This is a genomic window from Mesorhizobium sp. YM1C-6-2, from assembly GCF_003666685.1.
In the GTDB taxonomy this organism is placed as follows: domain Bacteria; phylum Pseudomonadota; class Alphaproteobacteria; order Rhizobiales; family Rhizobiaceae; genus Mesorhizobium_K.
This window is the reverse complement of sequence record NZ_RCIZ01000001.1, coordinates 125,008-138,112: the sequence shown is the minus strand read 5'-3', so window position 1 is coordinate 138,112 and position 13,105 is coordinate 125,008. Positions and strand designations below refer to the sequence as shown.

The window sequence follows — 13,105 nt, the reverse complement described above, 5'->3', positions numbered from 1 at the left end:
AACCCCGGCTCCCCACAACTTTCCTCCCGGTCGCGCGTTAGCGGGCATCGAACCGGGAGAGAGCCATGCTCGACAAGACCAGAAAAAGCGCGAAGGACGGGGCCGCCACGGAGAAAGGCGCCAAGGATGACGCCAGTGCGGCCGCCTCGAAGCAGCGCAGGATACAGGCGGGCGTCGACGCCAGGGACAAGGCATCGCCGGAAGAAAAACCCAAGCCGGCTCAGCTCGGCGCGCGCAAATATCCGGAACCGCCCTTTCCCAAACAGCACCATCCGAAGCCCGGCATAGAAGATCGGATCGAGCCTGTCCCGCTCTATGACGCGCCGTTCTACCTCGGCTCGAAGAAGCTGGACGGCAAGGTCGCGCTGGTCACCGGCGGCGATTCAGGCATAGGACGCGCGGTGGCCGTACTTTTCGCGCGCGAGGGCGCCGATATCGCCATCAGCTACCTCACCGAGCGGAGGGACGCCGAAACCACCAAAAAGGCGGTCGAGTCGGAAGGCCGCCGCTGCATCACGATCGCCGGCGACGTGTCGAAGCGTACCAATTGCATGAAGGCGGTGGCGCGGACCGTGAAGGAGTTCGGCCGCATCGACGTTCTGGTGAACAACGCCGCCTTCCAGATCCATTCGGAAAAGTTCGAGGACCTGACGCCGGAGCATTTCGACACCACCCTGAAGACCAATCTCTACGGCTATTTCCACATGGCGCAGGCGGCGATCCCGCACATGGAGCCGGGCTCGTCGATCATCAACACCGGTTCTGTCACGGGCATCGACGGTTCGAAGGAACTGGTCGACTATTCGATGACCAAGGGCGGCATCCACGCCTTCACGCGCGCGCTGTCCGGCAACCTGCTCGCGCGCGGCATCCGCGTGAACGCGGTAGCGCCCGGTCCCGTCTGGACGCCGCTCAACCCGTCGGACAAGGAAGCGGGAGACATCTCGCAATTCGGCGCCAAGACGCCGATGAAGCGTCCGGCCCAGCCCGAGGAGATCGCGCCGGCCTATGTGTTCCTGGCGTCGCCGCACTGCTCCAGCTATATCACCGGCGAGATCCTGCCGATCATCGGCGGCTACTAGGCTGGAGCGAGACGTATTTCGATTCTCGGCGGCAACCGGCAGACAGGTGCTGGCGTCAGGCCGCGCCGCGCCGCCTGGCATTGTGCTTCTGTTTCTCGCCGTGCGCCTTCGCGGCCTTCTCGCAAAGCCGCCTGAATTCCTCGACCTCGCTTTCGGAGAGGTGCTCGATGCCGATGAACCTGTTCTCGGCCTCGCCGACGCGGATCAGTTCGTCGAGCTTGGCCTGAAGCGCGGCGCCGTCGCGGTTCTGCGTGTTCTGGATCAGGAACACCATCAGGAAGGTGATGATGGTCGTGCCGGTGTTGATGATGAGCTGCCAGGTGTCGGAGAAGCCGAAGAACGGACCGGAGACGGCCCAGACGACGATGACCACGCAGCAGCCGATGAAGGTTTCGGGCTTGCCGGCAGCGTGGGCGACAGCGTTGGCGATTTTGGTGAAGAGCCGTTCCATCAATTGCTGCCCTCCCGTCAAAAAGCCGACGCCCGAGCCGGGCGCCGGCACCTGACGATCTCGACTTCTGCTCCGTTACATCGTGACCTTGCGGTTGTTTCCGAGTTCCACTTTGGCGCCGGTGACGGCGGCGGTCAGCATCTTCACCGTGGCGACGATCATGCCGGGACTATCCCACACCTCGGCGTCTTCCGGCCGGACCGTGATGAGGCGGATGTCAGGATCGTCCTTGGAATCCCAGAAGGCTTTGTTATCGGGAGTCCACAGCTCGCCGATCTTGGCGCGGTCGTTGCTGACCGTCGCCTCGCCGGTGAGGCTCACATATTTGTTGCCGCCGGTATCGGCGAAGGCGAGCGTCACGATCGGAAACCGTTCGATCTGGTCGTCCTTCATGCCGGTGACGTCGGTCAGGAAATAGATCGCGTGCGCGTCGCGATCGACATTGGCCGCCAGCGGCCTTGCACGCTGACGCTCTCCATCCCAGGTCACGAACATGCAGATATTGATGTCTTCGGCGAGTTCCCAGACGCGGTCGCGCGCTTCTTCCGGGGTCAGGTCCGTCTTGTCCTTGTAGCTCATTGGTGTCTCCTCTCGGGCTGAGGACAAACGGCGATACCGAAAAAGCGTTCCGGCCCGGACGACGCTAATGAAGAAGATCGACTACGCGCTTCTTGCGGCGGATCTGGCCGGCCTCGTCGACATTGGCCTCGTTGGTCTCGACGCGCCCGCCCGGCTTGCCGGCATCGCCCGAAATCAGCGGATCCTGCACCTCCGCGACCTTGCTCTTCGACGTGCTGTCGCGGTCCCTGGTCGGCTCCTTCGGCTCGCCGTCCGGCGGCGGGGTCTTCGGCCCGTTCTTCGATCTGTCGGCCTTCGGCGCGTCGCTCATCACGTCACCTCACCGGCGGCACCGGGATCGGCCCCGGCGGCGGCGCGGGCTCCGGCGGAATGGGCTCGGACGGGGGGCCTGGGAAAGGTTCGGGCGCCGGACTGGGTCGTCCGGTCTGCCCGGCTGCATCGTTCATCGTCGCCTCCATCATGTCGCCAGCACCCCTGCATGCTTGGCGAAGGCCACGAAAGCATCATGCGCCTCCTCGGCCGTCACCTTTCCGGCGAGCGCCGACTGCAGGGCCGCCATCGTGACCTGGTAGACAGGTCCACGGCGCGAATGAGGCCAATCGATCAGGATCTCGCACGCGCCGCGCACGGATTTGACCTCGCGTTTCGTACTGTCGCTGATTTGCACGCAGACCGAACTGCCGAACGGCATGCGGTCTTCTTTCTCAAGGCTGGCCGTTTGTTCCATGACTGGGTCTCCGCTCAGTCGTTTCAGCGGAGATAAACGCGTCTTGCCCGACGCGGGTTCCGGTCAATCGAAGGGAGAAAGCGAGCTCAGCATGCTTTTTGGAGCGGGCGGGCGCATATACTTGTCGATCAGCTCCTCGACATGCGCATTGCGGGCGCGGGCGCTGTCGGCGCCCATCACCACGATCATCAGCCGCCGCGAGCCCCGGTCCACCGACGTCACGATGTTGTAGCCGGACGCCTTGATATAGCCAGTCTTGATGCCGTTGACGCCGTCGACGCGGCCGATCAGGTCGTTGTGGCCGCGAATGGTCTTGCCGCGGAAGACAAAGTCGCGCTCGGAGAAATAGTGGAAGTGCTGCGGAAAGCGCGACTTGAGCGCCATGCCGAGGATCGCCATGTCGCGCGCCGTCGTGCGCTGCTCGGGATCGGGCAGGCCCGACGCGTTGCGGAACACGGTGCCGGTCATGCCGAGCTGGCGCGCCCGCGCCGTCATCTGCTGGGCGAACTGCTCCTCCGTGCCGCCGAGATATTCGGCGACGGCCACCGCGCAGTCGTTGCCGGACTTGACGGCGAGCGCCAGGATGGCGCTCTCCACGTCGATCGTCTGGCCTGTCCGGATGCCGATCTTCGACGGCGGCTGGCGGGCCGCGAACGACGACACGGGGATTTCCGAGGTTTTCGACACGCGTCCCTGCTCGATCGCCTCGAACAGCAGATAGAGCGTCATCATCTTGGTCAGCGACGCCGGATAGCGCGCCGCCGTGGCGTTGGCCTGATAGAGCGTGGCGCCGCTTGCCGTGTCGATCACCAGTGCCGAATATTTCGTTTCCGGACCCGGCGGCGGCGAAACCACGTCGAGTGTCGCTTCGCTCGTCGCGCAGCCGGCGGCCAGCACGAGCACGGCGACCAGGGCAAGCATCCTGCGGAGCAGGCCATGCCATCCGGCGGCGGCCGATGCGGTCGCGGCATATGCGTCGTTCATAACGTATCCGATGGCGACATGATGGGCTATCCGACTAACCTATGCCGGAAGCCGTTGCCATTCCCTTTCTGCAACAGCCGGCGGCAAATCGCATCGCCATCGCGTCCGCGGTGGCCGGCCGCAGGCGGAAACGGGCGGCTGCCGAAGCTTTGATGCCATTCGCTAAAATGCGAGTTGCCCAGGGAAACCCGTCTTAAGGGGCAAGTGCTAGAGGTTCCCGCAGAATCGGGAAATTTGTGCATGCCCGCAGTCAGCCACCCCAGCCGCAGTCCGGTGTTCCGGCTGATCACGATCGCCAGTTCCGGGCTCGGCAGCTTCATACTCGGCCTGTGGGGGCTGCAGTTCGGCTTCGGCGACGGCGTCGTCGGCCTGCCGGCCGAAGTGGTCGGCGCCGTCATCGCTGGGCTATGCGCGCTGGCGGCCGGCGGCGCTGCGATGTCCTTCTTCGCGGGCGTCGACGAGTCGGTGGACTACGTGGTCAAGGAGACGCATTTCGACAAGCTGACCGGGTTTCTGTCGCGACCGGCCATGATCGGCAAGATCGCCGAGGCGGCGCAGGAAACGAAAAGGACCGGCGAGCCGGTCTTCCTGATCGACATCGATATCGGACGCTTCAAGCAGATCAACGAATCGATAGGCTACGCCAAGGGCGACGAACTGGTTCGCGCCTTCGCCCAGCGGCTGAAGGCGGCCCTGCCGGACAAGGTCGTCATCGGCCGCATCGGCGCCGGCGAGTTCGCCGTGCTCTACCCGGACGCCTATTTCAACATGTCGATGGACGTCATCGCCGAGCGGCTGATCGCCGAGCTGATGGAGCCCTACGACCTGACGGCCCACCAGCAGTCGGTCAACGTGTCGATCGGCGTCGTCGCCATGCCGAAGGATGGCGACGACCCCGTGCTCCTGCTGAGGCGCTCCAACCTGGCGCTGCAGAACGCACGCGCCGCCGGCATCGGCAACTGGGCCGTGTTCCATCCCGAGATCGGCAAGGTCGCCGACTACCGGCAGTGGGTCGAGGCGGAACTCAACGTCGCCTTCGAACGCGGCGATTTCGACCTGCACTACCAGCCGCAGATCGACCTGCTGAAGGGCAGGACGGTCGGCTACGAGGCGCTGATCCGCTGGAAGCACCCCGAGCGCGGCATGATCCCGCCGATGGAGTTCATTCCGATCGCCGAGGAGACCGGCATGATCGGGCCGATCGGCGAATGGGTGCTGCGCAAGGCCTGCGCCGACGCCCGCCACCTGCCCGACGACTGCTTCGTGGCGGTGAACATCTCGGCCGTCCAGTTCATGACCAAGGACTTCGTCGGGCTGGTCGGCGACGTGATCCGCGAGACCGGCATCAAGCCCGAGCGGCTGGAGCTCGAGCTGACCGAGACGGCGATGATGCAGGATCGCGAGCGCGCCGCCGCCATCCTGAAGCAGCTGACCGAGATGGGCATCTCGGTGGCCGTCGACGATTTCGGCACGGGCTATTCCAACCTCAGCTACCTGATCGACTTCTCCTTCCACAAGCTGAAGATCGACCGTTCCTTCGTCAGCCGCCTCGACACCGACCCCAACTCGGGCGCGGTGGTCTCCACCATCGTCGGCCTGTCGCGGGCGCTCGGCGTCCATGCCATCGCCGAGGGCGTCGAGACGGAGAGCCAGGCGACGCTGCTGCGCGCCGCCGGCTGCGAGGTGTTCCAGGGTTTCCTGTTCGGGCACCCCGCGCCGCTCCGGATGGAGAACGGCGCGTTGAAGCGTGCGGCCGGCGGCGGCCAAGGCTTCCACTGAGAGAATCCCGTAAAAGCCGGAACAGGTTTCCCGCCGGAATTTTGCCAGCCGATCCGGCCCCGCGCTCCAGCCAAACTCGTTGCGTCGGACACTTCAGCCATTGCGTGGGCTGAACGTTGGTATATAAATTTTCATAACATGAAAAACGCGGTACAGCCGCGAACGACGCGCCGCCAAGGCGCGCGACGGGGAACAGGTATCGAAAGTTCGTACAATGGGAGCACAGCATGAACGTCAAGTTTCTGGGAATGGGGGCGGCCGCACTCATCGCCGCTAGCTTCTGCACGCCTTCCGCCTATGCGCAGGCGCCTGAATCGAGCGACCCTATCAAGATCGCGCTGTTCGACTGGACCAGCGTCAACCTCAACGCCAAGATCATGGGCGGCGTACTCGAGAAGCTCGGCTACACGGTCGAGTACCCGACCGCCGACTATCTCTCCAGCCTCACCACCGGCCTCACCAATGGCGACCTGACGCTCGCCATGGAATACTGGCAGACCACCGCCGGCGAGGCGATGGTGGCATCCGACGCCACCGGCCAGACCGAGAATCTCGGCCCGCTCGGTCCGCAGGCCAAGGAAGAATGGTGGTACCCGGCCTACATGAAGGAGAAGTGCCCGGGCCTGCCCAACTGGGAGGCGCTGAAGGACCCGAAATGCGCCGAGGCGTTCTCGACGCCGGAGACGGCGCCGAACGGCCGCTATCTCGGCGGGCCGGTGACCTGGGAAGGTTTTGACGACGAGCGCGTCGTCTCGCTCGGCCTGCCCTTCACGGTCATCCACGCCGGCACCGACGCGGCGATGTTCGCCGAGCTCGACTCCGCCTATCAGCGGCAGGCGCCGATCATGCTGTGGATCTATTCGCCCCACTGGGCCCCGGCGAAATACAAGGGCGAGTGGGTCGAGTTCCCGCCCTATACCAAGGAGTGCTACGAGGACCCGGCCTGGGGCTCCAACACCAGCGCTGCCTATGACTGCGGCAAGCCGACCGGCGAGATCTACAAATATGCCTGGAAAGGCATGAAGGACAAATGGCCGATCGCCTACAAGGTGGCGAAGAACTACAAGATCGACACCGACGTGCTGAACGCGCTGAGCGGCCAGGTCGATCTCGACGGCAAGTCGCCTGAGGATGTGGCGGCCGGCTGGATCGCCGAGAACGAGGCGACCTGGAAGGCCTGGGCCGAGTAACGCAGTTCGTCGTGGACAAGCGGTCCCGTTCGGGCGACGATCGGGGCCGCTCAATTCTTCCGTATTATCGAGAAGGCAGAGCATGACGATCGCCTCGCAGGAAACTCCTGTCGTCGCGGGCAAGAGCAAGGATTCGCGTCCGATCAAGCTTGCCTGCCGCAATGTCTGGAAGCTGTTCGGCTCCGGTGCCCAGGACTTCATCCGGCGCCGCGACGGCAAGGCCAGCTCGGCGGAGCTTGTCGAGGCGGGGCTGGTCGGTGCGGCCCGCGCGATCGACCTCGAGATCCGACAGGGCGAGATATTCATCATCATGGGCCTGTCGGGGTCCGGCAAGTCGACGCTGGTGCGCTGCATGTCGCGGCTGGTCGAGCCGACCTACGGAAAGGTCGAGTTCGAGGGGAAGGACCTGCTGTCCATCTCCGACGCCGAGCTGATCGAGCTGCGCCGCCACCGCATGGGCATGGTGTTCCAGAATTTCGCGCTGCTGCCGCATCTGAACGTGCTGGAGAACATCGCCTTCCCGCTGTCGGTCCAGGGCATCGGCCGCGCCGAGCGGGAGGCACGCGCCCGCGATGTGATCGATCTGGTCGGCCTGCGCGGCCGCGAGCATTTCTATCCGCGCGAGCTTTCCGGCGGCCAGCAGCAGCGCGTCGGCATCGCCCGCAGCCTGGCGACCAAGCCGGAGATCTGGTTCCTCGACGAGCCCTTCTCGGCGCTCGACCCGCTGATCCGCCGCGAGATGCAGGATGAGCTGATGCGGCTGCAGTCGGTGCTGAAGAAGACGATCGTCTTCATCACCCATGATTTCGATGAGGCGATACGCCTCGCCGACCGCATCGCCATCATGAAGGACGGCGAGGTCATCCAGATCGGCACGCCGGAGGAACTGGTGGTGAAGCCGGCGACCGACTACGTCGCCGAGTTCACGCGCGACGTGCAGCGCGCCAAGGTGATCTCCGCCAGGAGCATCATGCGGCCAGCAGGCAAGGGGCAGCACGCGGGCACGGTATCGCCCGACGCGCGGGTGGCGAGCTTCTCGGCCGAGATCATCGCCGCAAAGAAGCCGTTCGCGGTTGCCAGCGGCGCCGGCAAGCCGATCGGCGAGGTGACGCCCGAGGCGGTCATCAATCTCCTCGCTGGCCTCGACAACCGCGGAGCGCCTGCGTGACGATCGCCGCCGACGCCGGAACCGTCAGGGCGCGGCCCGTCCAGACATGGCTGGCCATCTGGGCCGCGGCGCTGGCGATCGTGCTTGCCATGTTCCTTGCCCGCAGTGTCGTGCCGTGGACTGTGAACTATCCGGCCTGGGCGGTGGTGCCAGTCGACGACTGGATCAGCTGGCTGATGAACTGGCTCAAGGTCAATCTGAGCTGGCTGACCCGCTCGATCACCGCGGTGTTTGGCGTGCCGCTCGATTTCGCGCTCGACCTGCTCGCCAAGAACTTCAAGATCGGCACCGGCGCCGACGCCTTCACGCTGCCGCGCCTCTCCTGGGTCGGCATCGTCGCGGCGGCCTTCCTCGCCGGCCGCGCCTTCGGCGGCATGCGGCTCGCCCTGCTTTCCGGCGGCCTCTTCCTCTACATCGCGCTGTTCGGCAAATGGACGAGCGCCATGCTGACGCTCGGCCTCATCGCCATCGCCGTACCGTTCTGCATCGCCACCGGGCTCTTCGTCGGCATATGGGCGTGGAAGCGGCCGTGGGTGGAAAAGTACCTCGTCCTGCCGGCGCTTGACCTGATGCAGACGATCCCGACCTTCGCCTATCTGATCCCGATGCTGCTGCTCTTCGGCAACAGCCCGGTCTCGGCGATGATCGCGACCGCCATCTTCGCGACGCCGCCGATGGTGCGCGCCACCATGCTTGGCCTCGCCCGCGTGCCTACCGAGATCAGCGAGTTCGGCGAGATGGCCGGCTGCACGCCCCGGCAGAAGCTCTGGCGGGTGCTGCTGCCCTCGGCGCGGCCGACGCTGATGGTCGGCGTCAACCAGGTCATCATGCTGGCGCTGAACATGGTGATCATCGCCTCGATGATCGGCGCCGGCGGGCTCGGCTACGACGTGCTGCTCGCGCTGCGCGCGCTGAAGGTCGGCGAGGCGATGGAGGCGGGCCTTGCCATCGTCGCGCTCGCCATCGCGCTCGACCGGCTGAGCCAGGCGGCGGCGCGCCGACAGTCGGAATATCACGGCGAACTCACCGACGGGCAGAGCTTCTGGGTGCGCCATCCCAACCTGACGCTTGCCGCCATCCTGCTCATCGGCACGACGCTGGCGAGCCTTGCCATATCCTTCTTCGCCGACGTGCCGAAGGCGATCACCTTCACCACCGCGCCGGCGTGGCGCATCGCGCTCAACTGGATCACCGTCAATTTCTTCGACGTGATCGAGGCGTTCCGCGTCTTCCTTATCCTCTACGTCCTCAATCCCGTGCGCGCCTTCTGCGAAGGCTTTCCGTGGCTCGGCGCGGTGTTCCTGCTCGGGCTTGCCGGCTGGCAGTTCGGCGGCGCCAGGCTTGCCCTGCTCGTGGCGGCGCTAACGGCGTTCTGCGCGATGGTGGGCCTGTGGGAGAAGACGATGGCCACCGTCTACCTGACCGGCATATCCGTCGTCGTCGCCTGCCTGATCGGCATACCGCTGGGGCTTGCCGCCTCGCGCAGCGACCGCTTCGAGAAGATCATCACCCCGTTCATCGACACGCTGCAGGTGCTGCCCTCCTTCTGCTTCATCATCCCGGTGGTGATGCTCTTCCGCGTCGGCGACGTCACCGCCATGATCGCCACCGTCGCCTTCGCCGTGGTGCCGGCGATCCGCTACACCAACCACGGCATCCGTCAGGTGCCACCGGCGCTGATCGAGGCGGCCGTCGTGTCGGGCTGCACCAGGCGGCAGACCTTCTGGAAGGTGCAGCTTCCGCTGGCGCTGCCGGAGATCATGCTCGGCATCAACCAGACGATCCTGATGGCGCTCGCCATGATCATCATCTGCGCGATGATCGGTACACGCGACCTCGGCCAGGAAGTGTTCATCGCGCTGTCCAAGGCCGATGCCGGCCGCGGCATCGTCGCCGGCCTGGCGATCGCCTTCATCGGCATCATCGCCGATCGCCTGTTCAACGCCTGGAGCGCAAGGGCAAGGGCGCGGCTCGGCTGACATTGGCGGGATAGTACCGCCCGGGTCGAAACTGGGCTAAGCGTTCATCGTGGAGCCGCGCCGCATGGCATGGTAACCAGCTTCCCGGGAAAATCGTCAGGGAGGAACGACATGACCGCTACGCCGACCGTCGAGGCGCTGCTCGCCGAATGGATCGCGGCCTTCAACGCCCATGACCTCGACCGCCACATGAAGCTCTACACCGAGGACGCGATGCTGTTCGGCTCGGTCGACGAGTTGCAGAAGGGGCGCGAGAAAATCAGGGCCTATTTCGGCGGACGCCCTGCCGGCGTTCGGGTCAGGTCGTACCCGATGCCCGAGGTGCGCGAGATCGCGCCCGATCTCGCCATAACCGGCGGTCATGTCGACTTCGCCGACGGCGATACGCCGAGCCCCTACCGCATGACATGGGTGCTGGTGAAGAAGGACGGCAACTGGAAGATCGCCCAGCACCACGGTTCGCCGAGATTCGGCGACTAGGGCATGATCCCGAAAAGTGGGAACCGGTTTTCGGAAGAGATCATGCTGAAACAAAAAGGCTGGAGCGTGGTGACGATTCTGAGAAACCGCATCACGCTCCGGGCCCAAAGCCTCTTTTGAATGTCATCGGGCGGCTCTATCTAACGTCGTGAACGGAGCGGCGAACGGAGGTCACGTCATGAGCCTGGGTAAGCGCAAACTCGGAAGCCAGGGGCTTGAAGTCTCGGCCGTCGGTCTCGGCTGCATGGGCATGAGCCAGTCCTACGGGCCTGCCGACGAGACGGAGTCGATCGCCACGTTGCATCGCGCCATCGAGCTCGGCTGCAACTTCCTGGACACGGCGGAAGTCTACGGGCCGTTCACCAACGAAGACCTGCTGGGGCGGGCGCTCAAGGGCCGCCGCGACCAGGTCGTCCTCGCGACGAAGTTCGGCTTCCGCATCGAGAACGGCAAGCAGGTCGGCATGGACCTCGACAGCCGGCCGGAGCATATCAGGGAGGTGGTCGAAGCCTCGCTCCTCCGCCTCGCGACCGACCATATCGACCTGCTCTATCAGCACCGCGTCGACCCGGCCGTCCCGATGGAGGACGTCGCGGGCACCGTCGGCGATCTCGTGAAGCAGGGCAAGGTCCGCTTCTTCGGCCTGTCCGAGGCGGGCGTCGCCAACATCCGACGCGCCCATGCGGTGCATCCCGTGTCGGCAGTGCAGAGCGAATATTCACTCTGGGAGCGCAACCTCGAAGCCGACGTCATTCCGGCGCTCGGCGATCTCGGGATCGGGCTCGTCCCCTTCTCGCCTCTCGGCCGCGGTTTCCTGACCGGCGAGGTCAAGCGCGCGGAAGAATATTCGGAAGGCGATTACCGCCGCAACGACCCGCGCTACCAGGGCGCCAACTACGACGCCAACGTCAGCGCCGCTCAGGCCGTCCGCGACGTGGCTGCCGAGGTCGGCGCCAGGCCGGGACAGGTCGCGCTGGCCTGGATCCTGCACAAGAGCGAGACCTTCGTGCCGATCCCCGGCACGAAGCGGCGCAAATATCTGGAGGAGAATATCGCTGCCGCGTCGCTGAAGCTCGATGCCGCGCAGATGGCGACCCTCGATGATGCCCTAGCCCCCGGCAGGACGGCCGGGCCGCGCTACAGCGAAAGGGCGATGGCGGCGGTGGACCGCTAGAGCCGTGCTCTAGCGGTTAGCCGTCTCACTTCGTCTGCAGATAGCTCTCCAGCGAGTCGTCCATCGCCTCCATCCACTTGGTGTGGTGCTTGGGCGCCATGGTGCCGGTCATCAGCGAGCGGTAGGCGTTGTCGCGGAAACCCATGATGTTCTCCATCTTGTGGTGCTCCCACTCCATGAAGGTCTTGTTGGTCTCCTCGATGTCGAAGGACGGATAGTCGGTCGCCTCGATCAGTTCCTTGGTGTAGTCGCCCTGGAACCAGATCATCTGCTCGGCGTCGGCGAGCGTCTCCTCGCGGTCGCGCCATTTCTGGCTGTCGGCGGCCATCTCGGCCGGCGATGGCAGTTCGATGCGGCCGAGCATCACGTCGCGCGCGTACCATGCCTGCGCGTCGAACATGTTGAACGTGTAGAACTGGTCCTGCATGCCGATGTAGAACAGCGCCGGGTTCTTCTCCCATACGACGCCCTTGTAGATGCCTGAAGGCCACATGCGGTTGTTGGTCTTCAGCTTGAGGTCGTCGGTGAGAAAGGGGAAGTGGTGCAGGTAGCCGGTGCAGAGGATGATCGCGTCGACCTCCTTGGTCGAGCCGTCCTTGAAATGCGCGGTCTTGCCGACGACCTTCTGCAGGAGCGGCTTCTGTTCCCAGCCTTCGGGGAAGTTGAAGGCCATCGGGGCCGAGCGGTAGCTGACCGTGATCGACTTCGCGCCGTACTTGTAGCACTGCGAGCCGATGTCCTCGGCCGAGTAGGAACGGCCGACGACCAGCACGTTCCTGCCCTGGAACTCGGTGGCGTCGCGGAAATCGTGGCTGTGCAGCACGCGGCCCTGGAACGTGTCGAAACCCTCGAACCACGGCACGTTCGGCGTCGAGAAATGGCCCGACGCCACAACGACGTAATCGAATTCCTCCGAATAGGTGCGGTCCTCGGTGCGGTCATGCGCGGTGACGGTGAATTTCCTGGTCTCGTCCGACCAGGTCACCATGCGCACCGGCGAGTTGAAGCGCACCCATTTGCGCACGCCTGATTTCTCGACGCGGCCCTTGATGTAGTCCCACAGCACGGCGCGCGGCGGGTAGGAGCCGATCGGCCGGCCGAAATGCTCCTCGAACGTGTAGTCGGCGAATTCCAGGCATTCCTTCGGCCCGTTCGACCAGAGGTAGCGGTACATCGAGCCGTGCACCGGGTCGCCGTGCTCGTCGAGCCCGGTGCGCCATGTGTAGTTCCACAGCCCGCCCCAGTCGGTCTGCTTCTCGAAGCAGACGATTTCGGGGATCTCGGCCCCCTTGTCGGCCGCCGACTTGAACGCCCTGAGCTGGGCGAGCCCCGAGGGGCCTGCACCGATGACGGCGACGCGCTTCTTGGATGCTCCCATTGGTATGAATTCCCCGTTGTCTTTATTGGAAACAAATTTCACTGTGAGGACAATAATTTCTCCTGTAAGCCTGTCAATGCGGGTGCTAACGCGGCGCCCGCCGGCTGAGTGCAGTGGCGAGCCGCTCGTGCGGC

At 64.9% G+C, this 13,105-nt stretch carries 13 protein-coding genes; 7 read left to right on the top strand and 6 right to left on the bottom strand.

Annotated elements, in window-relative coordinates; all coding sequences use genetic code 11:
- The first annotated feature begins 65 nt into the window (after nucleotides 1-65).
- A complete protein-coding gene (locus D8676_RS00655; RefSeq protein WP_121578914.1) occupies nucleotides 66-1,082 on the top strand; it encodes an SDR family oxidoreductase in 1,017 nt (338 codons plus the stop codon).
- A gap of 55 nt (nucleotides 1,083-1,137) precedes the next feature.
- Here the strand turns inward: D8676_RS00655 and D8676_RS00650 are convergent, their stop codons facing one another.
- The 5 genes from D8676_RS00650 to D8676_RS00630 form a co-directional block, all read right to left on the bottom strand.
- Nucleotides 1,138-1,533 carry a low affinity iron permease family protein gene (locus D8676_RS00650; protein ID WP_121578913.1) on the bottom strand — a complete coding sequence of 132 codons (396 nt, stop codon included), beginning with the start codon at nucleotides 1,531-1,533 and terminating at the stop codon, nucleotides 1,138-1,140.
- 75 nt (nucleotides 1,534-1,608) lie between these two features.
- On the bottom strand, nucleotides 1,609-2,112 hold the full coding sequence (locus D8676_RS00645) for a pyridoxamine 5'-phosphate oxidase family protein (RefSeq protein WP_121578912.1): 504 nt from the start codon (nucleotides 2,110-2,112) through the stop codon (nucleotides 1,609-1,611).
- Nucleotides 2,113-2,176: 64 nt separating this feature from the next.
- Entirely contained in the window at nucleotides 2,177-2,422 is a 246-nt protein-coding gene (locus D8676_RS00640) for a hypothetical protein (protein ID WP_121578911.1), read from the bottom strand.
- A 147-nt stretch (nucleotides 2,423-2,569) separates the two neighbouring features.
- A complete protein-coding gene (locus D8676_RS00635; RefSeq protein ID WP_245426506.1) occupies nucleotides 2,570-2,839 on the bottom strand; it encodes a DUF982 domain-containing protein in 270 nt (89 codons plus the stop codon).
- 63 nt (nucleotides 2,840-2,902) lie between these two features.
- The gene (locus D8676_RS00630) at nucleotides 2,903-3,823 is read right to left on the bottom strand and encodes a D-alanyl-D-alanine carboxypeptidase family protein (protein WP_121578910.1); all 921 of its coding nucleotides are present in this window, start codon (nucleotides 3,821-3,823) and stop codon (nucleotides 2,903-2,905) included.
- Between the two features lie 240 nt (nucleotides 3,824-4,063).
- Between D8676_RS00630 and D8676_RS00625 the strand changes: the two genes are divergently transcribed.
- The 6 genes from D8676_RS00625 (at nucleotide 4,064) to D8676_RS00600 (ending at nucleotide 11,593) form a co-directional block, all read left to right on the top strand.
- On the top strand, nucleotides 4,064-5,602 hold the full coding sequence (locus D8676_RS00625) for a bifunctional diguanylate cyclase/phosphodiesterase (RefSeq protein WP_121578909.1): 1,539 nt from the start codon (nucleotides 4,064-4,066) through the stop codon (nucleotides 5,600-5,602).
- 227 nt (nucleotides 5,603-5,829) lie between these two features.
- Nucleotides 5,830-6,792 (top strand): ABC transporter substrate-binding protein, encoded by a 963-nt coding sequence (locus D8676_RS00620; RefSeq protein ID WP_121578908.1) that lies wholly within the window; start codon nucleotides 5,830-5,832, stop codon nucleotides 6,790-6,792.
- Nucleotides 6,793-6,874: 82 nt separating this feature from the next.
- On the top strand, nucleotides 6,875-7,960 hold the full coding sequence (locus D8676_RS00615; protein ID WP_121578907.1) for a betaine/proline/choline family ABC transporter ATP-binding protein: 1,086 nt from the start codon (nucleotides 6,875-6,877) through the stop codon (nucleotides 7,958-7,960).
- Nucleotides 7,957-9,939: an ABC transporter permease subunit gene (locus D8676_RS00610; RefSeq protein WP_121578906.1), complete on the top strand. Its 1,983-nt coding sequence runs from the start codon at nucleotides 7,957-7,959 to the stop codon at nucleotides 9,937-9,939. The genes D8676_RS00615 and D8676_RS00610 overlap by 4 nt, the downstream gene beginning before the upstream one ends.
- 111 nt (nucleotides 9,940-10,050) lie before the next feature.
- Nucleotides 10,051-10,419 carry an SgcJ/EcaC family oxidoreductase gene (locus D8676_RS00605; RefSeq protein WP_183096910.1) on the top strand — a complete coding sequence of 123 codons (369 nt, stop codon included), beginning with the start codon at nucleotides 10,051-10,053 and terminating at the stop codon, nucleotides 10,417-10,419.
- 178 nt (nucleotides 10,420-10,597) lie between these two features.
- Complete coding sequence (locus D8676_RS00600; protein WP_121578904.1) at nucleotides 10,598-11,593, top strand: aldo/keto reductase; 996 nt, start codon at nucleotides 10,598-10,600, stop codon at nucleotides 11,591-11,593.
- A gap of 25 nt (nucleotides 11,594-11,618) precedes the next feature.
- Here the strand turns inward: D8676_RS00600 and D8676_RS00595 are convergent, their stop codons facing one another.
- Nucleotides 11,619-12,971: an NAD(P)/FAD-dependent oxidoreductase gene (locus D8676_RS00595; RefSeq protein WP_121578903.1), complete on the bottom strand. Its 1,353-nt coding sequence runs from the start codon at nucleotides 12,969-12,971 to the stop codon at nucleotides 11,619-11,621.
- Nucleotides 12,972-13,105 lie beyond the last annotated feature (134 nt).